Source organism: bacterium, assembly GCA_035308905.1.
Taxonomy (GTDB): domain Bacteria; phylum Sysuimicrobiota; class Sysuimicrobiia; order Sysuimicrobiales; family Segetimicrobiaceae; genus DASSJF01.
Window position 1 is genome coordinate 65499 of the sequence record DATGFS010000004.1, and the last position, 26287, is coordinate 91785.

Consider the following 26287-nt stretch of genomic DNA (forward strand, 5'->3'; position numbering starts at 1 on the left):
CCATCGCGCGGGGGTCCGCGGATGACCGCCGGCGCCGCCGTCGTCGATACCCACGTCCACATCATCGTCCCGGAGATCACGCGGGAGCACGGCCCCGAGCCGTGGCGGCCGCGGATCATCCGCGACGGCGACCGGCAGCGCATCGAAATCGGGGGCGTCGAGGTCCGGTCGGTCCGCCACGAGTTCGTGAACCCCGAGGGGGTGCTCGCCGAGACCGCCGCGGCCGGCAGCGACCGGGTGGTGCTCTGCCCGTTTGTCGGCCTCTTGCGCTACGACGCGGAGCCGCGGGACGCGCTCGAGTCCGGAGGCATCCAAAACGCCGCGCTAGCGAGGCTGGTGCGGACGCATCCCGGCCGCGTCGCCGCGCTCGGGACGGTCCCGCTGCAAGACGCGGCGCTGGCCGCGCGCGAGCTGGAGGCGGCGGTGCGGCTGGGGCTCGCCGGCGTGGAGATCGCGGCGAGCGTCCGCGGCGTCTATCTCGGCGACGACCGCTTCCGGCCGTTCTGGGAGGCGGCCGCGGCCCTCGGGGCCGTCGTGTTCATCCATCCGACGACTCGCGGCTTCGATATCCCGGCCTTTACGCGCTACCATCTGAGCAACGCGGTGGGCAATCCCTTCGAGACGACGATCACCGCGGCCGATCTGGTGATGAGCGGGGTGCTCGAAACGTTTCCGAGCCTCCGCATCATCTTGGCTCACGGCGGCGGCGCGGTGCTCGCGCTGCGCGGCCGTCTTGGGCACGCGTACGAGGAGGTCCACGCGGCGCGCGCGCGCCTGCGGATGCCGCCGGACGAGTCGCTGCGGCGCTTCTATTACGACACGATCGTGCACGATACGACGCTGCTCCGGCAGCTCGTCGCCTATGCCGGCGCCGATCACGTGGTGCTGGGGTCGGACTACCCGTTCGATATGGGCGTCGAGCGTCCGGCCGACCAACTCCGCGCGGCCGAGCTCGGCGCGGACGACGAGCGCCGGATCCTCGGCGAGACGGCGAACGAGCTGTTCGCGGGGACGGCGGCGTGATCAGGCGCGCGGAGCCCGCCGCTTGATCAGGACGAGCGCCACGAACACTGCCACCGCCGCCGCGACGGCCGCATACGCCGCCCACGGCGGTCCCGCCCGGTAGGGCGTTCCCGCGGGCGCCGCGGGTGCGAAGGCCCCCAGCGTGGGTACGTCGGCCACCAGCAGGTGCAGGTGGCCGGCGTACTGCACGGCGTGAATCGGCTGCCAGGCCGGGCCACCGCCGGATGACGCCCGGACGATCTGCGTGCCGCCGGTGGCGTACCGGAGCACAATGGTGACCGGACGGGTGAAGCGCGGCACGGCGCCGCTCTTTCCGTAGGCGGCGTCCAAGCGGCAGGCGTTGCCGTCGAAGCGCATACCCGGCGGCGGCGGCCCGATCGTGGCGGGGTCGAGTTGAGTGATCGTCACCGTGATCGTGCTCCCGAGCGGTCCCGCGGCAATCGAGCCGTCGTTGAGGATGACGGTGCACTGCGCGTCCCCGGTCGCGACGGCCCCCGGGGACCGTCCGGTTGGATCCAGGTCCCGCGTGGCGCGTCCGGGCTCTGGCGGCCGGTTATCCTGTGCCAGTTCACGGGGCGGGTGCACCCACTGGTAGGGCGGAAGGGGCGTGACGCCGTCGTAAAGCGCGCGCCCGAGCCGTACCGGACCCGGCGCGGCGAGGACCACGGCGATGAGCACGCCGGCGGCGAGCATCCCGGTCGCGACGAACCCGCGGGCGGCGCGGCGAGCGTGCCGGGCGACCCGCGGCCGGCCACCGTCAGGCCGACGCCGGTTCAAACGGTCTTGCTCGGGCGCCGCGTCACTTGACGGTGAAGGTCGCGCTGGTCACGACGCGCGGGTTGAACGGGAAGTGATCCGTCGCGACGAACTCCGCCTGCATCAGATGGTCGCCCGGCGTCACCGGCACGGTCTGTTCCAGACCGTACGACATCGAGACGACCCGCCCGTCGAGGATCAGGTGAATGTGTCCTCGGTCGGGCTTCAGATTGGTCGACGTTTCGGGCGTGATCGTCGCGCCCGTGAGCTCGAGCCGTGCCTGGAGGGTGCGGCCCGTTACCACCGCGCCCGGCGCGGGAGTCAGGATGCGCAGCGTGGCCGTAGACCGCGGGCGCTGCGCGGCCGGCCGCGCCGGGCCGTTTTGGGCGCGCGGGCCGCACGCGGCGAGGAGCAGGATCGCGAGCAGTAGGAGCACCGGCCGGCCGGCGGCCGGCAGCGGTGAAATCAACGTCGGCCGCTTCATAGCGTCACATCGAGGTACGCGTCGAGCACCGTGCCGTCCTGGGCGGTGCCTGAGAATTCGACCCGCCACGCGCCGCGGCTCAACTGCGCGTCGCCGATAAAATGTCCGGTGCTGAACCGGCGGACAGGCAGCGGCCGGACCGTCCCACCGGACCGCCCGATCGCGATGGCGATCGGCCGAGGGACCGGCAGTTCCCGCCCGTTCGCACCGATAAAAGTCGCATGCACCTCGTTGAACCCCGGCCGGCCGGGATCCAGGTACGTATTGAGCACGACGCCTCCTCCGAGATCGATGGTGTAGAGTGTCGGTTGGCCCGGCGCGCGGATCTCTCGGATCGCCTGGGGCCGCGACTTCGGTGTGACCGCGAGCGGCACGTCTACCGAGGTCGCGGCGCGCTGCAGCAGGGTTGTGACCGCCCAGGGACCGCCAAGAGACAGGTTCGCGCCGTCGCCGGCAAACACCCCGCTGCCGGTCGGGCGCAGCTCGAGGGTCGACGTGCCGAGGTCCGGCCGTTCCACGCTCCGGAAGCTCAAGCTCACTCGGTTGGCCGCGACCGGCCGGCCGGTATCGTAGTCCGCGGCGCGGAGCACGAAGTGGTTCGCGCCGGGGAGGCCGGGCGCGATCTCGAGCCGCACGCGCACGGACGTGGCGAAGTCGTTCCCAGTCACCACCAGCGGACGCGCGGCGGCGGTTGCTTCCGCCTGCTGCCGCGCCGGCGCCAGGCCGGTCAGCAGTCCGGTGATAACGAGCACGATCGCGCCCAGCGCGAGCTCCGCGGCGGCGACACGCCGAAGGATGCCGGCCGCGCCCGTCATGCGCGGAATGACGCGGTACCGGTTGACGGCGCCGAGCGCGGCCAGCGCGAGGAGCAGGGCCGCTTTGATGATCACGAGGCGCCCGTAGTCAGTCGAGATGAGCGCGTCCCAGGCGCCGACGTTGTCGACGGCGCGCAGCACGCCGGTGACCACGACCGACAGAATGGCGATGCCGGCGACGGTCGAAAACCGCCGCGCCGCGGTTACCGCCTGCTCGGCCGGCACGCGGCCGCTCGCGGCGAGCAGCGCCGCCAGTCCGCCGAGCCAGACTGCGATGCTCAGAAAATGCAGCCACTGAACGCCGATGTTCACGACACGCAGCGCACCGGGGGTCGCGCCGGCGTGGCCGGCGTTGACGTGGGCCAGCATCGCGGATGCGGCCAGCAGACCGACCGCGGCCAACCCCGGTCTCCGCGCGGCGGAACGCCGCGCCGCGACGCCCAACGCGAGGGCGGCGAGCGCGACCGGGAGGGCCCGCAGCAAGAGGGACAGCCCGAGCGGGGTGGAGAGCAGCCGGGCGATGCCGACGCCCGCGGCTTGGGCCTGCGAGAAGCCGATGCCGATCACACCGGCGAGGGCGAGAAGGCACCACGCCCAGACGTAGCGCATCGAGCCGGCCGCCGCGGCGGGGGCGGCGATCGTCCATACCCAGGCAACGCCCGTGAGCCCCGCGAGACCCGCGTAGAAGAGCCACCGCGAAACAATCGACGCGGCGGAAGGCGGCGGCCCGGCCGCCGCGGGTAATACCGCGGCGGCCGGGGAGACCCCGACACCAAAGGCGAAGGCGCCACCGGTGACATGCCCGTCGACGCGGGAGACCGTTCGCCAGGACACCGTGTAGACGCCGTTTCCGGGCGCTTGAATCGGCACCCGCAGAGCGAGGGCATTGCCCGGTACCGGCGCCGCGGGGCCGCTGCTTATGGTGCGCCCGCTCGCGTCCACGACCTGAATCGTCGACAATGCGGGTTCCGGCTCTTCCGTGAAGGTGAGCGTGAGGGCATCCGGCGCCTGCTGCAATACTGCGCCCGAGGCCGGCTGGGACTGTCGCAGCAGGGCGTGGGCCGAGGCCGCGGTCGCGAGCGATAGCGCGGCGGCAACGCCCAGGAGCGCGCCGCGGACGCTGCGCGGGACCGATAATCCGAGGGGCTGCGTGTCGATGCCTGACGAGTTCGTCGTTAGCCCGGCCGTCTCCGCCGCATCGCGCCGAGTCCGACGAGGATGCCCAAGAGTCCGGCGACGAGTCCGATCGTCCCGATCGTGTTGGCGCGGGCCGCGGCCGACCCGGCCTCCTCCACGCGCGGACCGAGCCGCTGCACCAGGCCGTTCAACTCCGCCGGCGACGGATCCTTGACCGGAAACTCGATCGCGCTCGCGTCCTGCACGTTGTCGAAGGTCTTGTCCGAGGACGTAAACGTCTCGTCGATCTTTTGGTTGTCCACGGTCCCACTGAAGTGGAACGAGTATGTGCCCGGCCGAGTCGGCACAATCTGCGCGCGGTAATCGCCCTGCCGGCCGAACGCGCGGCCGAAGACCCGCTCGATATCGAGCGGATCGCTGGTCTGGGAACCGAAGCGAACCTCCACCTTGAGCGTATCGGTCAAGTCGACGATAGGCTTGCCGGCTTTGTCCGCAAGGAGGAGCTGCACGCTGTTCTTGATGCCGGTAAAGGGCGGCTCGTCCCCCCAGCCGACGGTCATCACGATCGATCCCACTGTGCGATGTTCGTGGGCCGGCGCGGGCAGCGCGCCCGCCGCCAGGATACCGGCGATGCCGGCGATAACAGCCGCCCAACGGGACGCAATCCTCGACATGGGTCCCCCCTCAGCGTCCGCTCCCGTCCGGCTTTGTAAGACCCTGACGGACGGCAAACGTGGCAAGTTCGACACGGTTGCGCAGATGCAGTTTGGCGAGGATGTTTTGCAGATGCCGCTTGACCGTGCCCTCGACGATCCCCAGGGTATCGCCAATCTCTTTGTTCGGCAATCCGCGCGCGACCAGTGTCAGGATCTCTTCTTCGCGCGGCGTAAGCGTCGGCAGGGAGAGAGAGGCCGTCCCGCGTTGTGTGAACTCGCGCAGGATGCGGCCGGCGATGCCCCGCGAGATTCTCGCATCCCCGTGGACCAGTGCTTCCAAGTATTCGAGCCAGAGTTCGGGCTCAACGTTTTTGATCAGGTAGCCTTGCGCACCGCATCGGATCGCCTCGAAGAAGTCCTGCGGGTCGTCTGAGACGCTCAGAACCACCACCAGGACCGCCGGAAACTGCTCCTTGATCGCGCGGATGGCTTCGAGTCCGCCGAGTCCCGGCATCCGCAGGTCCATCAATACCAGATCGGGATGGAGTTCGCGGACCTTCGCGACGGCGGTCTCCGCGTTGGTCGCCTCGCCGACGATCTCGAAGGTGGGCGATCCGGCCAGAACTGTTCGAATGGCGCGCCGGGCAAGGTCGCTGTCGTCGACAATCAATGTGCGGGTCATGACGCGACCCGGTACGGCATTCGGAAGGTCACCGCGGTTCCGGCGTCGTCTGTTCCTGCCGAGAGCCGGACGGTGCCGCCTGCCGCGCGCGCGTGCTCCGCCAAGGCCGCCAGGCCATAACGGCCCTGCGCGGGTCCCGCCGGCGAATCTGGGAGCCCGCGTCCATCGTCGGACACGACGACGGTGAGCTCCGTGGGGCCCCAGGCAATCCGGACGAGGAACGTCCGGGCCTGCGCGTGCTTGGCCACGTTATGAAGCGCCTCACGAACGACCGCCATCGTGTGAAGCTGCTGCTCGAGGGACAATTCTCGAGGGAGTCCGTCCTCCTGCACTTCCCCGGCGACGCCGTGGAGCTCCACGAACCGCTGCACATAGCCGCGGATCCAGGCATTCAACGGTTCGCCCGGCTCCGGGCCGGTGCGGAGGTCGAAGATCGCATCTCGAACTCGCAACGAGGTGTCTTGAACCGCCCTTGCGATCTCGGCGGCGATCGGCCGAGCCTCACCCGGATCAGCCGGCTTTATTGTCGCGTCCGCGCGTGGCGAGTCCGTCGGCGCAAGCGACCGTTCGAGCGCGGTCGCTTTGACGTTCAAGAAGAACAGCGCCTGCGCCACCCCGTCGTGCAGCTCTCGTGCGAGCCGCTCGCGTTCCGCCGACACCGCCTGCGCAATTTGCGTGGCCCGCAACTGTGCGTCCGCTGCCTCGAGCCGGCGATAGATTGGCAGGAGGATGATCGCGGAAATCACCAGGGCGGCCGCGCCGGTCAAGACGTTCCCGAGCATTTCCGGGAGCGCATCGTGCAGGTACTCTGGCAGCACTTCGTGCCGGAGTACCTCCGCGGCAAAAACGAACAGCGCTGGGACCAACACCGTCCACACGCGAAACGAAGCACGCCCCGCACGTCGCGCAATACCCGCGCTGCGCGCGCGAGGCCGTGTGGCCTCCGGCCACTCGTGCGTTACGTCGCCGGCAGGCGGCATACGTCCATTATAGTGTCCGCGCGCGGCACACTGCGGCGGCGCGCCGAAGAGCCGGTCCAACCTCAGCCGGTGATCACCCGACGACCGTGAACGTTACCGTTTGCGGGGCGCCGGCCGTTTCGTGGCTCTTGTCGTCGGCCCAAAAGACCTTGATCGTGTGCGTGCCGGCCGTGAGCTTGCCCGGCACGGAATACTCGTACCGGGTTGGGCCGACCTTCTTCATCTGCTCGGCAGTGGGCATGAACGTCTTGCCGTCGACGGTGATGTGCAGGTGCACTTTCGGACCCGTGGACGCCATCCCGCCCATGGGCGCCATGCCCTTGCCCAACGTTAGCTGAGACATGTCCCCCGGCGTCTCGATCAGCAGCGCGACCGGATTCTTGACTTGCGCCCGGTTGGCCGGTGCGATGAGATGAAGCGGCGGTGTACTCGTCGTCGCCCCGGCCGGTGCCATCGCCGTGCTTCCAACAGAGAACCTGAACGAACCTTTGTGTGTGTTGCCGTCGTCGGCGGAAATGGCTACCCACTGGACGACATAAGCGCCGGGGGCGAGGTGAGTCGGTACGATCTTGAGCACCCGGTGGCTGGACACGCCGGCATCGAGACCGCCCGAAGCGAGTAATTTCTGATGCCCGTCGTAGAGGCGCATGATGCTGCCCTTCGCCAACTCTTCGCTGAACGCCGCGAGAATGACGGCCGGCGCCTGCGCCACCGCCGCGCCGTTCATTGGTGACGACTTGACCAGCTCGGCGTGGCCCGACGCGAACCCCGACGGGGCAAGCGCGAGCGACACCGAGGCCAAAACAGCAACGAGTCTTGCCACACCCCTTCTCAAGGACGACACCTCCGCGCAGGATAACGCCCGGTCCCTCTTCAGCCCGAGGACGCGCAGCCACTGGTATGAACCATAGTCTCCCGGCCGAGAGTTCCGCAATGTGCCGAAAGTAGTAAGGTCTGATGGACAGGGCCCGCGGGCCGCCCGCGCTGTCCCGCAGAGTATCATGGATGAAACTGCCACGGAAGAAGGGGGACGGAGACGGTGACGAGGCGACATCGACCGGCGCTCGTACAGGTTTGGGCTGTCACGGCGACGGCCTTGCTCATTACATCGCTCATTACATCAGTGGGATGGCCCGGGGCGCTTCGCACCGCGGCCACGACCCTGACCGAATACACCCGGCCGCGGGCCGCGGAGGCGCAGCCGGCGGGCCCGCCGGCCCGTCTGGAGTGGCTCGGATGGCAGTTCTTTCGCGTGACGACGCCGCGCGGGAAGGTACTGCTCTTCAATCCGGCGCTCAACGATCCGCGGGCGGCGTTCCGGAATCAGGAGTCGCCGCTCAGCCTCGAAGACATCGACAAGGCCGATCTCATTCTCGCGACCGACGGCCACGCCGATGACCAGGGGATGACGGTCGAGATCGCGCGCAAAACGGGCGCCGCGGTGATCACCACCTTCGAGCTGGCGACGTGGATGGTCGGACGCGGCGTCGACACGAGCAAGATCCTTCGCAGCCAGCCCGGCTTCCGGTTCGATGTCGACGGTATCAAGGTCCAGGTCGTCAACGCCGTTCACGGCTCCGGCGCGCCGGCTCTCCCGAACATTCCGGCCGCGGTCTACGGCGGTCCCGCGCTCGGCTTCATCGTGACGCTCGAGAACGGCGTGCGCATCTACCACGCCGGCAGCACCGCGCTGACGATGGACCTGCAGATGTACGGCCGGCTCTACCGCCCCCAGATCGCGCTGCTGCCGATTGCGTCGGGCATGCTGCCGGACGAGGCCGCGATCGCGGCGGAGTTCCTCCGGACCGACAATCCCGACCTGGTCGCTGTGTTCCCGCAGCACCACGCCTCGTCCATGCCGGCCGACCGGCGCGGCCGGGCGTTCGTCGACGCGGTCAACGCGCGGCCGGCGCTGCGCGGGCGGGTCCGCGCCTTCGACCCGAGGCCCGGTCAGGAGTTTCTCCTCACGCCGTCGGGCGTTCGGGTGCGATAGCCGTGCGTGTCGCCGTCATCGGCACCGGCGGGACCGGCGGCTATTTCGGCGCGCTCCTCGCGCGCGCCGGCCACGAGGTGATCTTCGTGGCGCGCGGCGCGCACCTCGACGCGATCCGGTCGCGGGGGCTCGCGGTGAATTCGCGCCTCGCCGGCAACTTCACCGTCCGGGCCGCGGCGACCGACGACATCCGCTCGATCGGCCCGGTGGACCTCGTGCTCGTCTGCGTCAAGACCTACGGCATGGACGCGGTGCTGCCGCTGCTGCCGTCCCTGGTCGGCCCCAAGACGATGATCGTGTCGATGCAGAACGGGATCGACAACGAAGACCGGATCGCCGCGGTGACCGGACCGGAGCCGGTGCTGGGGATGGTCGCGCAGGTGTCGTCGTTTATCCAGGGGCCCGGCGTCGTCGGTCAGACCGGCGGCCCCGGGAAGCTGATCTTCGGTGAGCTGGCCGGCGGCGAGAGCGCGCGCGCGGCGGCGCTGCTCCGGACGTTCCAGGACGCCGGCATCGCCGCGGAGGTACGGCCGGATATCCGGCTCGGTCTCTGGGAGAAGTTCATCTTCATCTGCGGCGTGAGCGGGGTGACCGCGCTCACGCGGCTGCCGATGGGTGTGATCTTTGCGGATCGTGAGACGGCCGCGCTGATGCGCGCGACGCTCGAGGAAGCCGCGGCCGTCGCCCGGGCGGAAGGCGTGGCCGTCGCGCCGCGGTTTGCGGAGCAGTCGGCCGCGCTTATGGCGAAGATGGAGCCGTGGTTTCGAGGTTCGATGGCGCAGGATCTGCACGAGGGGAGGCCGCTGGAGCTCGAGACGCTCAACGGAACGGTCGTACGTCTCGGACACGCGCGCGAGGTCGCGGTCCCGGTCAACCGCACGATCTACGCGGCGCTGCGGCCCTTCGCGGGCGGCGCGCCGGCGACGCCGGCGCCTCCCGCCGGCTAATCCCGCGTGAGCGGGGAGATTCCAAAGCCGGGGTAGCGCGGGCCGGCCCGGGGCGTGCGGCGCGGATGTCCGCGGGGTCTTGCGCGCGGAAAATATCCTGTGGCATACTCGAATTTGCATCAGCAGGCTGAATAAGTCGGTTGGTAGCACGGCACGGGTAGGGGTGGGAGTGAAGATGGCGGCAGGGACGGTGAAGTGGTTCAGTGCGGAGAAGGGATACGGGTTCATCACGCCGGAGACCGGCGGCAAGGACCTGTTCGTTCACTACAGCGCGATTCAGGCGGACGGCTACAAGAGCCTGAACGAGGGCGACAAGGTGGAATACGAGGAGACTCAGGGCCGCAAAGGCCCGCAGGCGTCCAACGTGCGCGTTGCCCGCTGACACGGCGGCGCTGCCATACGACAATTGATGTCGACGGGGACGGCCGGGAACCGGCCGTCCCCACGTAATTCCCCGCGAGCCACGCGGGCACGCACGCCACGCGATGATGAGGGGGGGGACGCGGATGAGCGCTGGCGGCTCCGGTCACACCACGTACGCGACGCGATTCGGACTCCGGCCGGTCGTCTACGGGCAGCGGGGTGTGGTCGCGACGGCCAATCCGCTCGCCACGATGGCGGGCGTCCGCATGCTCGCGCAGGGCGGCAACGCGGTCGACGCCGTGGTTGCCGCGGCCGCCTCACTCGGGGTGGTCGAACCGTACATGTCGGGGCTGGCCGGCTGCGGGACCTTGATGCTGACGCGGCCGGGCCAACCGCCGAAGGCGCTGGTGTTTCTCGGCCGCGCGCCGTCCGCGGCCGCGCCGGAGCGGTTTGCCAAGGGCCTTCCGGATACCGGCTATGAGGCCGCCGCCGTACCCGGCAACCTCGCCGGATGGGCGCGCGTGCTGGCGGAGCACGGGACCATGCCGCTCGCGCGCGTGCTCGAGCCGGCGATCGAGTACGCGGAGCGGGGCATTCCGTTCACTCCCTTCGACGAGATGATGTTTCGCGAAAGCGCCGGGCGCCTCACCCAGGAGGGTGTGGCGGCGTACCTGCACGGAGGCGAGGTGCCGCGTCCGGGGACGCTGCTCGTTCAATCCAACCTCGCGGCCACGCTGCGGCGGATCGGCGCCGACGGCGCAGGCTACCTCTACGGGGGCCCGCTTGGGCAGGCGATCGGCCGGCTGATGCGGGAGCGCGGCGGGCTGGTCGGCGAGCAGGACCTGCGCGACTATCCCGAGTCGCTGCATTGGGCCGACCCGATTTCCATTGACTATCGGGGCGTCACCGTCTTCGCGCCGCCGCCCCCGACGAGCGCCGTGCAGGTGCTGGAGACGCTCGGCATCCTCGGCGGGTTCGAGCTGGGCCGGACGGAGCATCTCGGTCCCGAGCACGTCGGTCTCGTCGCCGACGCCGCGCGCCTCGCGCGGCTCGACACCGACCGCTACGTGGGCGACCCGGACACCGCCGCTGTGCCGGTGGCCCGGGTGTTGTCGGCGGAGCACCTCGAGGGCCTCCGCGCGCAGATCGACGCGCGTGCCTGGTCCGACGGCGGGTCGCGCGCCGCGGCGCCGCCGGCGGGCGAGGCCGCCGGCGGCAACCGTTCGACGACGCATCTCGCCGCCGCGGACGCCGGCGGGCTCGCCGTCAACATCACGCAGAGCCTGGGGCACGCCTTCGGCTGCGGCGTCGTCGTGCCCGGCACCGGCGTCTGCCTGAACAACGCGATGCATTGGTTCAACAACCGTCCCGGCCATCCCAACCAGGTCGCGCCGGGGAAGCGGCACGAGTGGCCGATCGCGCCGGTGCATCTCTTCCGCGGCGGCCGGTTCTGGTCGACGGTGGGCACGCCGGGCTCGTACGGCATTCTGGTCACCACGGTACAGGTGCTGGTGAACCTCATCGACTTCGGACTCAATATTCAGGATGCGATCGCGGCGCCGCGGTTCCGGTGGATCGACGACGTCGCCGACGCGTTGCCCGCGCGGGCGCTACGGATCGAGTCGAGGATGCCGCAGGCGACGCGCGAGGCCTTCGCCCGCCGCGGCTACGGCGTCGACACGCTGGGGCCTTGGTCGATGCGGGTCGGCGGCGTGCAGGGCGTACAGATCGATCCCGAGACCGGCTGGCTGGCCGGGGCCGCGGACCCGCGACGCAACGGGTACGCGGTGGCCTGGTGACGGCGATGGGGATCTCGCGATCGGGCGCGACCGTCGCCGAACCGATCGTCATCGTCGGCGCCGGTGCGATCGGCGGCACCATCGGCGCGCATCTCGTGCGGCAGGGACGCGAAGTGCTCTTCGTTGACGCGGCCCGCGAGCACGTCGAAGCGGTGAACCGCGACGGCCTCCGTATCGAGGGCCGGGACGCGTTTACCGTACGGGTCCCGGCGGCGACGCCGGACGGCCTCCCCGCCGCGCTCGGCGGCCGGCGGCCCGGCGTGGTGATGCTGGCGGTCAAAGCGCTTCACACCGATGCGGGACTCGACGTCATCGCGCCGGTGCTTCCCGCGGACGGATACGTCGTCTCGATGCAGAACGGCCTGAACGAGCGGCGGATCGCGGCGCGGCTCGGCGCCGCGCGCACGGTGGGCGCGTTCATCAACTTCGGCGCCGACTATCACGGGCCCGGCCGGATCATGTACGGCGGACCCGGCGCGCTCTACCTGGGTGAGCTCGACGGCGCGATCACGCCGCGGGTTGAGGCACTAGGCGACATGATGCGGGAGGCCTTTCTCCCGAACACCACGATCACGCCGAACATCTGGGGTTATCTCTGGGGGAAGATGGGCTACGCGTCCATGCTCTTTGCGACCGCGGTGGTGGACGAGACGATGGCCCAGGTACTCGGCGATCCCACCAACACACTGCTGCTCGCCAACCTCGCCGCGGAAGTGACCCGCGTGGCCGAGGCGGAAGAGGTCCGGTGCGAGGCCTTCGACGGCTACGAGCCGGAGGCGATGCGGTTCCGGGAGCCGCGCGATTGGGCCGGCATCCGGCGCAGCCTTGCCGCGCTGGTGGAACACAACCGCGGCTCGCTCAAGCAGAAGAGCGGCATCTGGCGGGATCTCGCCGTCCGGCGCCGCCGCACCGAGGTCGACGCCCAGATCGGCGAGATCGTCGCCATCGGCCGGGATCGCGGCCTCGACCTGCCGCTCAACGCCCGCCTCGTGGAGATGATTCACGACCTCGAGGCCGGCCGGCGCGCGATGCACCCCGACAACCTGGCCGAACTGCGGCGCCTCGACGGCGCGACCTACGGCGGAGGCGGCCGGTGAGCCTGAGCGCCTACCGTACCTTCGTCGACCGTCATCTCGACGAGATCCTCGCCGATCTCACGGCCCTCGTGGAAGTGGAGTCCCCGACCACCGTGAAGGCGGCGGTCGACCGTGCGGCGCGCCATCTCGCCGGCCGCTTCGCGGACGCCGCGGGCGCGGAGATCGTGTGGCATGCGCAGCCGGAGTGGGGCGACCACTTCGAGGCGAGGATCGGCCGCGGGCCCAGACGGATTTTGTTGTTGGGCCACGTGGACACGGTGTGGCCGCTCGGCACGATCGAGCGGCTGCCGTGCCGCATCGACGGCGGGCGCATCACGGGGCCCGGCTCGTTCGACATGAAATCGGGCGACATTCAGGCCCTGTGGGCGCTCCGCGCGGTCATCGAGCAGGGGGCCGCGGCCGACAAGACGTTTGTGTTCTTCGCCAACACCGAGGAGGAGGCCGGGAGCCCGACGTCCCGGCCGATCATCGAGCAACTCGCACGCGAGTCCGAATGCGTCCTCGTCCTGGAGCCGTCGGTGGGCTCCGAAGGCGCCGCCAAGCTCTGGCGCAAGGGGGTCGGCATGTTCCGGCTCGAGGTCACGGGCCAGGCGAGCCACGCGGGCGCCGATCCGGAGAAGGGCCGCAGTGCGGTTCTGGAGTTGGCCCGCCAGATCGTGGATCTCTACGCGGCGGTCCCGCTCGCGGCCGCGGGCACGACGCTGAACGTCGGCGTCGTCCGGGGCGGCTCGCGGTCGAACGTCGTCGCGGCGTCCGCCGAGGCGCTGATCGACCTACGCGTCCGCACCGCGGCGGAGGCCCGGCGCGCCGAGGCCGTCATCCGCGAGCGGCCGGCGTTCGTGCCGGGGACGACGGTGCGCGTCACCGGCGGCCTGAACCGGCCGCCGATGGAAGAGACCCCGGCGTCGCGCCGCCTCTACGAGCAGGCGCGGGCGATCGCCGCGGACGAGGGATTCGAGCTGCCGGCCGGCGGGACGGGCGGCGGCAGCGACGGCAATTTCACCGCCGCCATCGGCGTGCCGACGCTCGACGGCCTCGGCGCGGTCGGCGGCGGCGGACACGCGGACAGCGAGCACGTCCGGCTCGCCGCGGTGGCGCCGCGCACGGCGTGGTTTGCGCGCCTCCTGGCGGAGTTGTAGGCTCCTAGGGAATTCCGGCCACCACTTCGATCTCGACCTTCAGCTCCGGCCGTGCGAGCGCGCTCACGCCGACGGTTGAGCGCGCCGGCAGGTCCCCGGGAAACGCTTTGCGGTAGACCTCGTTCATCGCCGCGAAGTCGGCCATGTCGGTGAGAAACACGGTGGCCTTGAGCGCGTGCGCCATGTTCGTCCCCGCGGCCTCGAGCACGGCCTGGATGTTGTCCAGGCAGTTCTGCGTCTGTTCCCGGATGCCCGGCGGCACCTGCCCGGCCGGGTCCGCGCCGACTTGCCCCGACGTAAACACAAGGTTGCCGTACTTGATACCGGGCGAGTACGGCGACGCGGGGCGGGGACGGCTTGACGGAAACACGGACTGGCGGGCCATCGATCACCTCCGGAGTGTGACGGCTGGCTGTCATGACGTGGTGGCGCAGGGCAGCCGGCCGGGATGTCCTTGACTTCGTGGACGCCGCGGGCCTTCCCCCTGACGGGGACTAGGCCGCGGAATGCGCGGCCGTCGCCTGTGGCCTGCGCCGGAGGGGCGCGTCTACCGGTTGCGAAGGTAGTCCCGCGCCGCCGGAAGCGACGGTGCGATTGCCACCACGCCCTTGAGGCCGAGAATATCGAATAAGCGACTTATCGCGGGATTGGAGACGACCACCACAAGGCGCGACCCGTACGCGCGCGCGGCGCCCAGGAGTACGCGGATGCCGGAGGCGTCCAAGTGTCGAAGGCCGCTCAGGTCCACGATCACGCGGGAACCCCTCGCGAACCCGTCCGCGATCGCGTTCGCCAGCACCGAGGTGGTGCCGAGGTCGACCTCTCCCGAGGCGACAACGGTGACATTCCCGGGACCGACCTCGACCCGCGTTTGAAGGTACTGCACGTCCCCACCCCTGGCCCGCCCGTGCCAAGGCGATAATTTAGGGGACGGGCGGCGAGTGCGCAATACTGCGAAGGCCCGATCTAGCGGAACCCGAAACTGCCGCGGATCCCGTCGAGTATGATCCGAGCACAGCAGCATCCCGAACGTCAGTGCGGGCACCGCTATCCGCCGCGCATGAACGACGGGTAGAGCGTCATCCCGCCGTCGACGAAGAGCGTCGTTCCGGTCACATAGGCCGCGGCGTCGGAGACCAGCACGACCACCATGCGCGCGACCTCGTCCACCGTGCCGACGCGGCCCATCGGGATCTTGCCGAGAAGGTTGGCGAGCTGCGCCGGGTCGCTCCACACGTCTTGGTTGATCGGGGTCTGGATCGCGCCCGGGGCGACGGCCACCACCCGCACGCCGGACGGCGCGGCTTCCTGGGCCAGCGTCTTCGTCAGCATGCTGAGGCCGGCCTTGCTCGCCGTGTACGCGCTGTAGCCCGTCCACGGAATTCGCTCGTGCACGGACGTGAGGTTCACCACGACCCCCCGCTTCGCCGGGACCATCCGCCGCAGCGCTTCGCGCGCGCACAGGTAGGCGCCGGTCAGGTTGATGTCGAGGACGCGGCGCCACGCGTCGGGCGCCTGCTCCCACCCCGCCGCCCGCGGGCCGTCGATGCCCGCGTTGTTGACCAGGATGTCCAGGCCGCCCCAGGCCCGGTCGACCTGCGCGAACATGCGGCCGACCTGCGCCGGATCGGCCACGTCCGCCTGCGCGGCGATCGCGGCGCCGCCCGCCGCCGTGATCTCCGACACCACGGCCTGCGCCGCGTCGGGATGCGTGACGTAGTTGATGCAGACGCGGGCGCCTTCTCCCGCGAGGGCGAGGCCGATCGCCCGTCCGATGCCGGAGTTGGCGCCGGTCACGAGGGCGCGCCGGCCCCGCAGATTAAGATCCACGCGCCGTCTCCGCGACGCTCGGCATGTGCCACGCGTGTCCATCGCGCTGCGGGAGGGCGTCCACGGCCTGCGGCCCCCAGGTGCCCGCCGGATATGCCGGCAGGCCGTCCGGCGGCGCCGTCCGCCACGCGTCCAGCACCGGCTGCACGATCGACCACGACGCTTCGATCTGATCCGCGCGCATGAACAGCGTGGCGTCGCCCCACATGACGTCGAGCAGCAGCGTCTCGTACGCCTCGGGCGGCTCGCCGCCGAACGCGCGGCAGTAATCGAACTCCATGTCGGCCGTGTCGAGGTGCATCACGGGGCCGGGACGTTTCGCCTGGAACCGCAGCATCACGCCCTCGTTGGGCTGGATGCGCACGATCAACTGATTGGGCCGCCAGTGCTCGACGGTCGCGGGCGGAAAGGGCAGGTGCGGCGCCGGCTGAAACTGGACGAGCGCCTCGGTCGCCTTGACCGGCAGGCGCTTGCCGGTGCGGAGATAGAACGGGACGCCCTGCCACCGCCAGTTGTCGACGAACAGACGGAGCGCCGCGAACGTCTCGGTCGAGGACTCGGCCGCGATGCCGGGTTCGGCCCGATACCCGGGGACCGCCGCGCCGTCGATCGTTCCCGGGCCGTACTGGCCGCGCACCGCCGCGGCCGCCACGTCGCCCGTGAGGCGGCGCACCGCGCGCAGGACGTCCGTTTTCTTGTTTCGGACCTCGTCGGCGTCGAACGACACCGGCGGCTCCATCGCGACGAGACACAAAATCTGCAGGAGGTGGTTCTGCACCATATCGCGCAGCGCCCCGGCCTGATCGTAGTACGCGCCGCGCTGCTCGACCCCGACGGTCTCGGCGACCGTGATCTGCACGTGGGCGATATACCGGCGGTTCCACACGGGCTCGTAGAGCGTGTTCCCGAACCGCAGCGCGAGGATGTTCTGCACGGTCTCCTTGCCGAGGTAGTGATCGATCCGGAAGATCTGCCGCTCGGTGAACACGCGCCCGATCGCCGCGGTGAGGGCACGCGCCGAGTCGAGGCCGCGCCCGAAGGGCTTCTCGACCACCAGGCGCGCATGGTCCGCGAGGCCGGCGGTGCCGAGGCCCGCCGCGATCGGCTCAACGGCCGCCGGCGGAGTCGCGAGGTAGAGGACACGCTGCGCCGGCGTGCGCCACAGCCGTTCCAGCGCTGCGATCGCGTCGGCGAGCGCCCGTCCTCCCGCGGGGCTGGATAGATCGCCGCGAAGCCGCGTGATCGCCGGGGCGAGCGCGTCCCAGCGCGCCGGCTCGGTGCGGCCGCGTCGCGAAAAGCGGTCTACCGCCTCGCGGACGTGGCGCCGGAACGCGTCGTCGTCCATCGGACCGCGATCCAGGCCGATCGCGGCGAAGCGTTCGGGCAGCCAGCCGTCGACCGACAGGTTGTACAGGGCGGGGAACAGTTTGCGCGCCGCGAGGTCGCCGCCGGCGCCGACGATCACCATAATTGTCGGGCCCGGGCGCGCCTCCGCGTGGGTCTCGTGGGCTCCTGACGGCGGCCCGGCCTGCGGACTCACGTCGCCGGAAACTCGCCGGCGGCCGCCAGCGCCGCGGCCGTCAGATCCTCGAGGCGCTCGAGCGCGGTGTCCACCGGGCCGCGCAGGTGCACGCGCAGCGCGCGCTGGCCGTGCCGGCGCAGCGCCTCGAGGTCGCCGAGCGCCTGTGCGCGATTGAACACGCCGAACGTGTACGGCTGGCCGGGCACGGGCGCGTCTTCGGCGTCGTCGGCGGTGATCAACAGGAACAGTCCGTGTGGCGGGCCGCCCTTATGGTACTGCCCGGTCGAGTGCAGGTAGCGCGGACCGTACCCGAGCGTCGTCGCCAGGCGCGTCGCATCGCGCAGCCGAGCGCGAATCGCCGTGAGGCGCCGGTGCGTCTCGGGCGCCTCGGTGAGATACGCGAGCAGGGCGATGTAGCCACCCGGGCGCCGCGCCCGGAAAAACTGCGCCAGCGTCGCCGCCAGGTTGGCCTCGGGCGCGTCCGTGTACACGGCCAGCGTGCCGTCGATCTGGGACGGCGACGGTTCGGGCAGGCGGCGCTCGCGGCGGACGACGTCGAGAAGCCGGTTCGTGTTGTCTTTGCTCTCCTGGACGTTGGGCTGATCGAAGGCGTTGATGCCGAGGATCGCGCCCGCGGTGGCCGTCGCGATCTCCCATCGGAAGAACTCCGGCGCGACGTCGATCGTGTCGCTCATCTCGACGGTCACCAGGGGATGGCCGGCGCTCCGGAGCGCGCGGAGCCGCGCCTCGACCGGGCCGCCGGTGTCGCCCCGGCGGCGGAGGTTCACGAACAGCCGGTCCGAGCCGTACGCACCGACGTCGCCGAGCGGCTCGTCGGCGACCGGGAGCAGGCCCGTCCCTTGTTTTCCGGTGCTTTCGGCGAGGAGCTGTTCGAGCCAGGTCCCGAACGTGGTCACGGCTTCGGAGACCATGAACGTCACTTTATCGCGGCCCCGCCGGGCGAGCTCGCCCATGATCGCGCCGAGGCGCACGCCCGCGTTCCGCTCGGGCGGATTCGACGGTCCGCACGCCTCGGCCATACCCACCGCCCGTTCAAGCATCCGCGGCAGGTCCAGGCCGGCGAGGGCGGCGGGGACGAGTCCGAAATACGTGAGCGCGGAGTACCGGCCGCCCACATCCGCGGCGTTGGTGAAGACGCGGCGGTAGCTTCGCGCTTCGGCCTGCCGGGCCAGCGGCGTGCCGGCGTCGGTGATCACAAGGAAGTCCTCGCCCGCGCGGTCGCCGGACGCGGCCTGCCGCTTCGCGTAGAAGTACTCGCCGAACGCGAGCGGCTCCGCGGTCGTGCCGGACTTGCTCGCCACGATGAACAGCGTTTGGGCGCCGGCCGCCCACCGGTCCTCCGCCAGGATCGTCGCGGGATCGGTCGTGTCGAGCACGGAGAGCAGGAGACCGCCGGTCTGGGGGAACGTCCGCTCGAAGACGAGAGGCGCGAGGCTGCTGCCACCCATCCCCATGTGCAGGACCTGACGATAGCCTGCCCCTGTCGCGACGGCGGCGAAGCGGCGCAGATCGGGCAGCGCCTCAGTCATCGCCGCCGGCGCGCGCAGCCAGCCGAGGCCGTCACGCACCACGGCCTGACCCGCGGGATCGCTCGTCCAGAGCGCGGCATCCCTCGCCCACAACCGCTCCACGAAGCGCTCCCGCGCCAGCGCCTCGAGGCGCTCGTCGACGGCCGCTTCGTCCTGGGGTGACGCCGAGAACCCGAACGTCAGGGGCATGGGTCTCCTCAGATGGTGGCGCGCGGGATGGCCTGCCCGATCCTGTTCGGTCCCGCCGCCGCGTGTCCTACCGCGGCAAGGATCGCGCCGCATCCGGCCCGTATTCGTCCCCGGGCGTCCCCGCGCCGACATCCTCAAGGAGGCCGCCATGTCCGCACAGCGCCGAGCGCCGCGTCCGGAAGATCTCGCCGACCTCGTGATCCTCTCCGACGCGCAGATCTCGCCGGACGGAAGCCGCGTCGCCTTCGTTCGCACCGAAATCGACGCCGCTACCGACGAGTACCGCTCGTCGATTTGGGTCGCCGGCAGCGGCGGCGGCGAGGCATCTCTTCAGCTAACGCGCGGCCGGCGCGACAGCGCCCCGCGGTGGTCGCCGGACGGCCGGACGCTCGCGTTCCTCTCCGACCGCGACGGCGCGAACCAGTTGTATCTGCTCCCGCTCGAGGGCGGTGAGCCGCGCCGCGTGTCGGCGCTTCCATACGGGGCCGGACCCGCGGTCTGGGCGCCCGACGGCGGCCGCATCGCGTTCCGCGCCGACGTCGACGCAGGTCCCGGGTCTCCCGGGGGTGCCGCGGCGGCGGATCGGGCGAAGGACGCCTCCTGCCCGCGTCTCGTCACGCGCGCGCAATACAAAGCCGACGGCTTCGGCTACACGTTCGGCCGGCGCCATCACGTCTTCGTGCTCACCGTGGCGGACGGCCGCGTCACGCAGGTGACTCATGAGGACGCCGAGCACGCGGGTCCGGCGTGGTCTCCCGACGGCCGCCGCCTCGCGTTCGTTCGCGCGCGCGCCGGCGCGGCCGATTACAGCCTCTTCGACCTGTGGACCGTGGATGCGTCGGGCGGCGAACCCCGCCGGCTGACGAGCGAGATCGGCCGGGCCGTGGCGCCGGCGTGGTCCCCCGACGGCGCGTGGATCGCCTGCTTCGGAGGAGATGAGCAGGAGCGGGGGTTCGGCGACCCCATGGCGCGGGTCTGGCTCGTGCCCTCCGCGGGGGGAGCGCCTCGGCGTCTCACCGGCGGGTACGATCGCGGCGCGGTGCTCGCGCGGCCGCACGAGGTGTCGGCGCCGCCGATCTGGTCGCCCGACGGCCGGGCCATCACGTTCCTCGCCGCCGATGCCGGCCGCACGCACGTGGTGCGCGCCGCGGTGCCGGACGGCGCGGTCGCCACGGTCGTCGGCGGCGATCGCCAGATCCAGAGCGTGACGGAAGCCGGGGGACGGCTCGCCTACACGGCGTCTGATCCGCAGATCCCGGCCGACCTGTTCGTGTGCGGCGCGGACGGCTCCACGGAGCGGCGGTTGACCCGCGTCAACGACGCCTGGCTGAGCACGCTCGCGCTGCCGCGTGTTGAGCACCGCCGGTTCTCCAGCCCGCACGGCGGCGAGCTCGACGGGTGGGTGACGCATCCGGTGGACGGCCGCCGCCCCGCGCCCCTCCTGGTCGAGATCCACGGCGGACCGGCCAGCTACGCCGGCCCGCTGTTCCCATCGGGGCTCTGGCACACCTACGTCCTCGCCGCGCAGGGCTGGGCCGTGCTTCAGTTGAACCCGGTCGGCTCCGGATCGTACACCAAATCCTTCGCGCTCGGTATCCGCGGCTGTTGGGGTGAGCGAGACCTACCGGAGCAGCTGGCCGCGGTCGACGCGCTGGTGGCCGACGGCACCGCGGACGCGCACCGGCTCGCCGTGTCCGGCTATTCCTACGGCGGCTTCATGACCTCGTGGACGATCACGCACACCGACCGCTTCAAAGCCGCGGTCGTCGGCGCGCCGGTCGTGAACGTGGAGTCGTTTCACGGAACCTCCGACATCGGGCCGTGGTTCGGGGAGTGGGAGATGCGCGGCGACGTGGTCACGCAGCGGGAGACGTACCGCCGCCTCTCGCCGATCAACTATGTCGAGCGGGCGACGACGCCCACGCTCATCGTGCACGGCGAGGCGGACGACCGCTGTCCGATCGGGCAGGGGGAGGAGTTGTTCGCGGGGCTGATCGCGGCCGGCCGGGCGCCGGTGGAGTTCGTGCGGTATCCGGGGCAGAGCCACGGCTTTCGGGGGACCGGACGCCCGAGCCACCGCGTCGACGTCGTGCGGCGTGTCGTGGAGTGGATCGGGCGGTACGTGCGGCCCGCGGAGTAGCTCCCGGCTCACCGTCGGACCCTCCCGCCAGGAGAGATCTCCGCGCCGTACGCGGCGGCGCCGTCCGCGGTGATGTAGCCGTCGTCGACGTCGGCTTGGATCTCCGGAACCGGCCGCGTCGCCGGGTCGCCGAAGCCGCTGCCGCCCGCGATCTCGATCGTCGCGCGCTCCGCGGTGCCGCGCAGTTCGGCGACCCCGACGGTGGCGCTCGCCTCGCGGACTTGTCCGTTCTCGACGACGAACGCGCGGGCCCGGCGTCCCGGCAGGCCGCCGTGCAGCCCCGGCGTCGACACGAGCATCCCGTGCGGGCGGAAGTCGACCAGCACCGAATTAGGGCTCGGCCGGCGCAGGCCCATGCGGACGCGCTGCCCGAGGCCGCCGCGGTAGCGGCCGGGCCCGCCGGAATCCGCGATCAGTTCCTTGCACTCCACGATGAGCGGCGTCCGGCTCTCGAACATCTCCACCGAGACGTTGGCCGCCGACGTGGGATAGAGGAGGGCGGACGTGCCGTCGCCGTGCGCGCTCCCGCCCTGGCCGCCGCCCTGGAAGAGATGATCGTTGAACGGACGTCCCTCCGCGTCACGGCCGTAGCTGCCCATGCCGATCGGGAGTCCCGTGAACGCCTGCACGCGCTCCGGCAGGACGCCGGCGAGCGCGCGGAAGACGGCGGGCCCCAGATACCAGCCGGTGTGCGTGCGCTCGTTGACCGACGCCGGATGCCGGCAGTTGAGGACCGAGCCTTCCGGGGCGATGACCCGAAACGGACGATAGCATCCGGCGTTGGACCGGATTTCCGGCGTCAGGATCGACTTGAGCGCATAGGTCGTGTGGGCGGCCGTGTAGTGGTAGGTGCAGTTCATACCGCCGCGGGGCAGCTGTGGGGGCGCGCCGGTGAAATCGACGGTGATCTCGTCGCCGGCGACGACGACGGCGCAGGGTAGACACAGCGGCTCGTCGAGGCCGTCGTACCAGACCTCACTGCGGTAGGTGCCGTCCGGCACCGCGCGAATCGCGTCGCGCATCGCCTGTTCGGCCCGCGACTGCACGGTGTGGGCCAGCGCCGCGAGCGAGTCGAGGCCGTACTCGTCCATGAACCCGAGCAGCCGTTCCGCGCCGATCCGGTTGCTCGAGACCTGAGCCTGGATGTCTCCGAGCACCATCTCCGGACGGCGGACGTTGGCGCCGATCACCGCCATGAGGTCGTCGTTGAGGACGCCCTGCCGGTACAGCCTGAGCGGCGGGATCTGCAGCCCTTCGTCGTAGACCTCGCGCGCGTTGAGGGAGTCGCGGGTCCCGCCGATGTCGGAGGCGTGGGCGATCGAACCGACAAGAGCGCACACGCGGCCCCGCCGGAACACCGGCGTCACGACGGCGAGGTCGTAGAGATGTCCGGCGCACATCCACGGGTCGTTGGTGACGAGCACGTCGCCATCGCGCAGCGTCTCCTTCGGGAAGGCGCGCAGCATGTGGCGCACGGCGAGCGGCAGCGACAGGTTGAACACCGGCATTGACCGCGGCGAGTGCGCGATCGACTCGGCGTCCGCGTCGAGCAGCTCGCACCCGAAGTCCTGGGCCTCGCCGATGATCGTGCTGAAGGCCGTGCGGAGAATGGTGATCCAGCATTCCTCCGCGATGTTGATGAGGCGGCTCCACATGATCTCGAGCGAGATCGGATCGAACGGCGAATCGCCGCGGGCAGGAAGCCGCGGAGCGTCAGTCCGCGCCATGGCCGCGGCCTCCGTGAAGAGAAGCCGGCTGTCTCGCCTGCCGGGCTACGGCCAGCCGGAGATTGCCGGCCGCGTCGACCGTGAGCCGGTCGCCCGGGCCGACGACCGTGGTGGCTTCGCGTTCCTCGATGATCGCCGGCCCGTCGGCCCGCATGCCGGGGCGCAGCAGATCGCGGTCGTATACCGGTACCTCGACGAATCCGCCGCTCTCCGGGAAGTACGCCGGCCGCCGCGTCCGCACGGCCGCGCTTGCGTCCGCCGGGCCCGGGTCACCCGTGCGCAGCCGGACGTCCGGCCGGGGGCCCGTCACGCTGAGCCGCCAGTTCAGCGCCTGGATCGGGCGGTCGGAGAGAAAGACGCCGTAGCGGCGGCGGTATTCCGCCTCGAACGCGGCCGCCAATCGCGCGGCGACGTCGGGGCCGAGGGGTCCGTCCGGGACCGGCACCTCGATGTCGTGGAACTGGCCGAGGAGGCGCATCTCCGCGCGCCGCTCGCGTACGATCAACCCGGGCGCGACACCGGCGTCCCGCAGCGCCCCGAGGCCTTGGGCCTCCATCTCCGCGTACAACGCGGCCACGCGATCCCACGGCAGGCCGTCGAGCGGTCCGGGCAGGGAGTGCACCAGCTCGACGCTGACCGGCGCGACGAGGAGCCCGAGCGCGGAGGCCACGCCCGAGGCCGGCGGAACGATGACATCCGACATGCCGAGGATGCGCGCGACGCGCGCGGCGTGCGACGGGCCGGCGCCGCCGAAGGCGATTAGCGCGAACCGCCGGGGATCCTGCCCGCGCTCGATCAGATAGACCCGCGCCGCGGCCGCCATGTTCTCGAGGACGATCTGGTGGATGCCCCAGGCCGTCCCCACCGCGTCGAGGCGCAGCGGCTCGCCGAGGCGCTCCAGCGCGGTGACCGCGGCGGGCCGGTCGAGCGGCATCGTGCCGCCGAGAAACGATGCTTCATTGAAGTACCCGAGCGCGAGGCAGGCGTCGGTAACCGTCGGCGCCCGGCCGCCGCGGCCGTAGCACGCCGGACCCGGCTCCGCGCCGGCGCTGTGCGGTCCCACCTTCAGCAACCCGAGCGAGTCGATCCAGGCGATCGAGCCGCCGCCCGCGCCGATCTCCATCATGTCGACCGTGGGCACCGTCACCGGCAGTCCCGAGCCGCGCTTGAAGCGGTGGACGCGCGCGACTTCCATCTCCGGCGCGATGGCCGCCCGGCCGTCGCGAATGAGGCAGATCTTCGCCGTGGTGCCGCCCATGTCGAAGCCGACGAGATCGCGCAGCCCGAGGGGCCCGCCGAAGAACGCGGTCACGAGCGCGCCGCCCGCCGGACCGGACTCGAGCAGCCGGATCGGGAAGCGCCGTGCGGTGTCCGGCGCCGCGGCGCCGCCGGTCGACTGCATCAGCGTGAACCGGCCGGTGAAGCCGCGCTCGCCGAGCGTCGACTCGAGGCGCCCGACGTAGCGGTCGAGGAGCGGCTGCACGTACGCGTTGCAGACGGTTGTGCAGGTGCGCTCGTACTCGCGAATTTCGGGGACGACGTCGCTCGACAGCGACACGGCGACGCCCGGGGCGGCGTCGCGAATCGCCGCGCGCGCGGCCTGTTCGTTCGCCGGGTTGCGGTACGAATGCAGGAACGCCACGGCCACGGCTTCGATCCCGTCGGCGGCGAGCCGTTCCGCGACGCGCCGGACGGCGTCGCGATCGATCGGGGCCAGCAGCTCGCCGTCGGCCGCGACGCGTTCGTCGACCTCGAGGCGGTCCCGCCGGGGCACGAGCGGGTCAGGGAAGCGCAGGAACAGATCGTAGATGTCGTAGCGCTGTTCCTTGCCCATCTCGAGAATGTCGCGGAAGCCCCGCGTGGTGAGCAGGGCGGTGCGCGCGCCGCGGCGCTCGATGATCGCGTTCGTCACGAGGGTCGTGCCGTGCACGAGGACGGTCACGTCGCCCACGGCGACCCCCGCCGCGGCGCAGAGCGCCAGCAGGCCGGCCAGGGCGGCGCGGGCGGGATCCTCGGGCGTCGTCAGAACCTTGTGCAGGCGCAGCTCGCCGGTCGTCTCGTTGAGCAGCACCAGGTCGGTGAAGGTGCCGCCGATGTCCAGTCCGACACGGTACCAGCCACGCGCGGAGCGAGGCGCGGCCGTCATTGACGAGGCGGTGCGTTCCGCCGCTGCACGAACCCGATGTAGTCGAGATCCTGCGCGGGCACGCCGAGTTGGCGGAGGATGGCCATGGCCTGCGCGCGGTGGTGCACGTCGTGGAGCAGCAACTGCGTGGCGATGTCCGCCTTCGTCGCGGTCAGCGTAATGGCTCTGTCCGGCCAGCGGAGTTCGGAGGTGACCTCGCGGTCCCAATCTGCGGTCTGCTCGAGGACGGCCTGTACCCGGCGCATCTGCGGCTCCCACACCGCCTCGAGATCGGAGAATGCCGGCTGGCGATCCTCTCCAATCGGCCACTCCGACATCGGCGGCAGCGGACCCGCTTCCAGGCGGGCGCTCAGATAGAATTCGGTCGCCGCGATCTCGATCAGCGTAGCCCGGAGGGTGGCGAGGCCGAATGGGAACGGGCGGATGTACTGCGCCTGCGTGAGCGGCCGGACCCAGTCGAACAGGCGCCGGCGGGCCTGCGACTGGACTCCGTAGACGCGGGCCGCGTCGATCGCGCGCGTCGCCATCGCGATGTCCGGGGAGACGCCGATGCGCGCGGCGTCAGGCCCGGGGCGCTTTGTCTTTGGGATACTCCTCGCGCCGCGCCACGAACCCGATATAGTCGAGGTTCTGCGCCTCGACGCCCAACTGTTTGAGCATGGCCATCACCTGGGCGCGGTGGTGCACCTCGTGCATCAGCATCTGGACTCCGATCTCGGCTTTGCTGACGGTCACGATTGCCACCTTATCGCCCTGCTCGAGCCGCCGGGTTACCGTCTTCGACCAGTCGGTGGTGCCGGCGAGCGTCGCCCGCGTCTGCGGCGCTTGGGCGGTCCAGACCTTCTCGAGGTCCGCGAAGGTGGGCTGGCGGGTTTCGTTGATCGGGAAGTCGTCATTGAGGGGCGGCGGCGGCAGGGGTTCTCCCCGCAGCCGCATGCTGTAGAGTAATTCCACCCTGGCGATTTCGATGAGGGTCGCGCGTATCGTCCCCATGCCGAACGGGAACCGCTGCGTGTATTGTTCCTGGCTCAGCGGACGCACCCAGCCGAAAAGACGCTGCCGCGCCTGGGTCAGGACGTCGTAGACGTGCGCGTAATCCATCACGGCACCTCCGCGCTAGCGAGTCGGCGCGCGCACCGGTGTGCGCAGGCGCCGCCTATCCGATGACCGAACGGATGACGTCTTCCACCGCGCCATACCGGCCGACGAACGTGGGCGTGTCGCGCAGCGTATACGGCCGGGCCGCGGTGCTGCGGAGCACGGTGACGAGCTCAGAGAAGCGCGCGAGATCGTCGGATTCGTATCCGACGAC

25 protein-coding genes are annotated in these 26287 nt (G+C 71.0%); 8 read left to right on the forward strand and 17 right to left on the reverse strand.

The genetic code is table 11. From position 1 onward, the window contains the following. Positions 1-21: 21 nt before the first annotated feature. Entirely contained in the window at positions 22-1023 is a 1002-nt protein-coding gene (locus tag VKT83_01450) for an amidohydrolase family protein (GenBank protein ID HLY21112.1), read from the forward strand. Here VKT83_01450 and VKT83_01455 read toward each other — a convergent pair whose 3' ends face one another. The 7 genes from VKT83_01455 to VKT83_01485 all read right to left on the reverse strand — a co-directional run bounded on the left by VKT83_01455 (position 1024) and on the right by VKT83_01485 (position 7587). After that, positions 1024-1800, reverse strand: a complete 777-nt coding sequence (locus VKT83_01455) for a hypothetical protein (protein ID HLY21113.1) — start codon at positions 1798-1800, stop codon at positions 1024-1026. It abuts the gene before it with no gap. Between the two features lie 22 nt (positions 1801-1822). Beyond that, on the reverse strand, positions 1823-2263 hold the full coding sequence (locus tag VKT83_01460) for a hypothetical protein (protein HLY21114.1): 441 nt from the start codon (positions 2261-2263) through the stop codon (positions 1823-1825). Continuing rightward, positions 2260-4236 (reverse strand): copper resistance protein CopC, encoded by a 1977-nt coding sequence (locus tag VKT83_01465; protein ID HLY21115.1) that lies wholly within the window; start codon positions 4234-4236, stop codon positions 2260-2262. Before VKT83_01465 ends, VKT83_01460 begins: the two co-directional genes overlap by 4 nt. A 17-nt stretch (positions 4237-4253) precedes the next feature. Further along, positions 4254-4889 (reverse strand): hypothetical protein, encoded by a 636-nt coding sequence (locus VKT83_01470; GenBank protein HLY21116.1) that lies wholly within the window; start codon positions 4887-4889, stop codon positions 4254-4256. Positions 4890-4899: 10 nt separating this feature from the next. Next, the gene (locus VKT83_01475) at positions 4900-5553 is read right to left on the reverse strand and encodes a response regulator transcription factor (GenBank protein HLY21117.1); all 654 of its coding nucleotides are present in this window, start codon (positions 5551-5553) and stop codon (positions 4900-4902) included. Further along, the gene (locus VKT83_01480) at positions 5550-6431 is read right to left on the reverse strand and encodes a histidine kinase (GenBank protein ID HLY21118.1); all 882 of its coding nucleotides are present in this window, start codon (positions 6429-6431) and stop codon (positions 5550-5552) included. Before VKT83_01480 ends, VKT83_01475 begins: the two co-directional genes overlap by 4 nt. A 175-nt stretch (positions 6432-6606) precedes the next feature. Further along, on the reverse strand, positions 6607-7587 hold the full coding sequence (locus tag VKT83_01485; GenBank protein ID HLY21119.1) for a copper resistance protein CopC: 981 nt from the start codon (positions 7585-7587) through the stop codon (positions 6607-6609). 42 nt (positions 7588-7629) lie between these two features. On the opposite strand from VKT83_01485, the gene VKT83_01490 reads away from it, so the two are divergent. From VKT83_01490 to VKT83_01515, 6 genes are all read left to right on the forward strand, one after another. Then, a complete protein-coding gene (locus tag VKT83_01490) occupies positions 7630-8526 on the forward strand; it encodes an MBL fold metallo-hydrolase (GenBank protein HLY21120.1) in 897 nt (298 codons plus the stop codon). Positions 8527-8528: 2 nt separating this feature from the next. After that, the gene (locus VKT83_01495; protein HLY21121.1) at positions 8529-9473 is read left to right on the forward strand and encodes a 2-dehydropantoate 2-reductase; all 945 of its coding nucleotides are present in this window, start codon (positions 8529-8531) and stop codon (positions 9471-9473) included. Between the two features lie 175 nt (positions 9474-9648). After that, positions 9649-9855: a cold-shock protein gene (locus tag VKT83_01500; GenBank protein HLY21122.1), complete on the forward strand. Its 207-nt coding sequence runs from the start codon at positions 9649-9651 to the stop codon at positions 9853-9855. A gap of 124 nt (positions 9856-9979) precedes the next feature. After that, on the forward strand, positions 9980-11635 hold the full coding sequence (locus VKT83_01505) for a gamma-glutamyltransferase (protein HLY21123.1): 1656 nt from the start codon (positions 9980-9982) through the stop codon (positions 11633-11635). A 5-nt stretch (positions 11636-11640) separates the two neighbouring features. Then, on the forward strand, positions 11641-12732 hold the full coding sequence (locus VKT83_01510; protein ID HLY21124.1) for a 2-dehydropantoate 2-reductase: 1092 nt from the start codon (positions 11641-11643) through the stop codon (positions 12730-12732). Beyond that, positions 12729-13871, forward strand: coding sequence for a M20 family metallopeptidase (locus tag VKT83_01515; GenBank protein HLY21125.1), 1143 nt, complete (start codon positions 12729-12731; stop codon positions 13869-13871). The genes VKT83_01510 and VKT83_01515 overlap by 4 nt, the downstream gene beginning before the upstream one ends. 4 nt (positions 13872-13875) lie before the next feature. On the opposite strand, the gene VKT83_01520 is transcribed toward VKT83_01515, so the two are convergent. The 5 genes from VKT83_01520 to VKT83_01540 form a co-directional block, all read right to left on the reverse strand. Beyond that, complete coding sequence (locus VKT83_01520; GenBank protein HLY21126.1) at positions 13876-14256, reverse strand: RidA family protein; 381 nt, start codon at positions 14254-14256, stop codon at positions 13876-13878. Between the two features lie 162 nt (positions 14257-14418). Next, positions 14419-14757: an STAS domain-containing protein gene (locus VKT83_01525; GenBank protein HLY21127.1), complete on the reverse strand. Its 339-nt coding sequence runs from the start codon at positions 14755-14757 to the stop codon at positions 14419-14421. Between the two features lie 161 nt (positions 14758-14918). Next, positions 14919-15701 carry a 3-oxoacyl-ACP reductase FabG gene (fabG, locus tag VKT83_01530; GenBank protein HLY21128.1) on the reverse strand — a complete coding sequence of 261 codons (783 nt, stop codon included), beginning with the start codon at positions 15699-15701 and terminating at the stop codon, positions 14919-14921. Beyond that, the gene (zwf, locus tag VKT83_01535) at positions 15691-17241 is read right to left on the reverse strand and encodes a glucose-6-phosphate dehydrogenase (protein ID HLY21129.1); all 1551 of its coding nucleotides are present in this window, start codon (positions 17239-17241) and stop codon (positions 15691-15693) included. The genes fabG and zwf overlap by 11 nt, the downstream gene beginning before the upstream one ends. Further along, positions 17238-18962 (reverse strand): glucose-6-phosphate isomerase, encoded by a 1725-nt coding sequence (locus tag VKT83_01540; protein HLY21130.1) that lies wholly within the window; start codon positions 18960-18962, stop codon positions 17238-17240. The genes zwf and VKT83_01540 overlap by 4 nt, the downstream gene beginning before the upstream one ends. Positions 18963-19110: 148 nt before the next feature. Here VKT83_01540 and VKT83_01545 point away from each other — a divergent pair, with 148 nt between their 5' ends. Further along, entirely contained in the window at positions 19111-21102 is a 1992-nt protein-coding gene (locus VKT83_01545) for a S9 family peptidase (protein ID HLY21131.1), read from the forward strand. A gap of 8 nt (positions 21103-21110) precedes the next feature. Here the strand turns inward: VKT83_01545 and VKT83_01550 are convergent, their stop codons facing one another. The 5 genes from VKT83_01550 to VKT83_01570 form a co-directional block, all read right to left on the reverse strand. Then, positions 21111-22829: a hydantoinase B/oxoprolinase family protein gene (locus VKT83_01550; GenBank protein HLY21132.1), complete on the reverse strand. Its 1719-nt coding sequence runs from the start codon at positions 22827-22829 to the stop codon at positions 21111-21113. Further along, positions 22816-24975 (reverse strand): hydantoinase/oxoprolinase family protein, encoded by a 2160-nt coding sequence (locus tag VKT83_01555; protein ID HLY21133.1) that lies wholly within the window; start codon positions 24973-24975, stop codon positions 22816-22818. Before VKT83_01555 ends, VKT83_01550 begins: the two co-directional genes overlap by 14 nt. After that, the gene (locus tag VKT83_01560) at positions 24972-25502 is read right to left on the reverse strand and encodes a DinB family protein (protein ID HLY21134.1); all 531 of its coding nucleotides are present in this window, start codon (positions 25500-25502) and stop codon (positions 24972-24974) included. The genes VKT83_01555 and VKT83_01560 overlap by 4 nt, the downstream gene beginning before the upstream one ends. Before the next feature lie 34 nt (positions 25503-25536). After that, a complete protein-coding gene (locus tag VKT83_01565; GenBank protein ID HLY21135.1) occupies positions 25537-26076 on the reverse strand; it encodes a DinB family protein in 540 nt (179 codons plus the stop codon). A gap of 55 nt (positions 26077-26131) precedes the next feature. Then, positions 26132-26287: chlorite dismutase family protein (locus VKT83_01570; protein HLY21136.1), on the reverse strand; the 156-nt coding region annotated here is incomplete at its 5' end.

Coding starts and splice junctions, on each gene's coding strand:
- VKT83_01565 (HLY21135.1), bottom strand. CDS start 26,076: ATGGATTACGCGCACGTCTACGACGTCCTGACCCAGGCGCGGCAGCGT.
- VKT83_01450 (HLY21112.1), top strand. CDS start 22: ATGACCGCCGGCGCCGCCGTCGTCGATACCCACGTCCACATCATCGTC.
- VKT83_01500 (HLY21122.1), top strand. CDS start 9,649: ATGGCGGCAGGGACGGTGAAGTGGTTCAGTGCGGAGAAGGGATACGGG.
- VKT83_01505 (HLY21123.1), top strand. CDS start 9,980: ATGAGCGCTGGCGGCTCCGGTCACACCACGTACGCGACGCGATTCGGA.
- VKT83_01545 (HLY21131.1), top strand. CDS start 19,111: ATGTCCGCACAGCGCCGAGCGCCGCGTCCGGAAGATCTCGCCGACCTC.
- VKT83_01475 (HLY21117.1), bottom strand. CDS start 5,553: ATGACCCGCACATTGATTGTCGACGACAGCGACCTTGCCCGGCGCGCC.
- VKT83_01485 (HLY21119.1), bottom strand. CDS start 7,587: ATGTCGCCTCGTCACCGTCTCCGTCCCCCTTCTTCCGTGGCAGTTTCA.
- VKT83_01520 (HLY21126.1), bottom strand. CDS start 14,256: ATGGCCCGCCAGTCCGTGTTTCCGTCAAGCCGTCCCCGCCCCGCGTCG.
- VKT83_01470 (HLY21116.1), bottom strand. CDS start 4,889: ATGTCGAGGATTGCGTCCCGTTGGGCGGCTGTTATCGCCGGCATCGCC.
- VKT83_01460 (HLY21114.1), bottom strand. CDS start 2,263: ATGAAGCGGCCGACGTTGATTTCACCGCTGCCGGCCGCCGGCCGGCCG.
- VKT83_01555 (HLY21133.1), bottom strand. CDS start 24,975: ATGACGGCCGCGCCTCGCTCCGCGCGTGGCTGGTACCGTGTCGGACTG.
- VKT83_01510 (HLY21124.1), top strand. CDS start 11,641: ATGGGGATCTCGCGATCGGGCGCGACCGTCGCCGAACCGATCGTCATC.
- VKT83_01540 (HLY21130.1), bottom strand. CDS start 18,962: ATGCCCCTGACGTTCGGGTTCTCGGCGTCACCCCAGGACGAAGCGGCC.
- VKT83_01550 (HLY21132.1), bottom strand. CDS start 22,829: ATGGCGCGGACTGACGCTCCGCGGCTTCCTGCCCGCGGCGATTCGCCG.
- VKT83_01560 (HLY21134.1), bottom strand. CDS start 25,502: ATGGCGACGCGCGCGATCGACGCGGCCCGCGTCTACGGAGTCCAGTCG.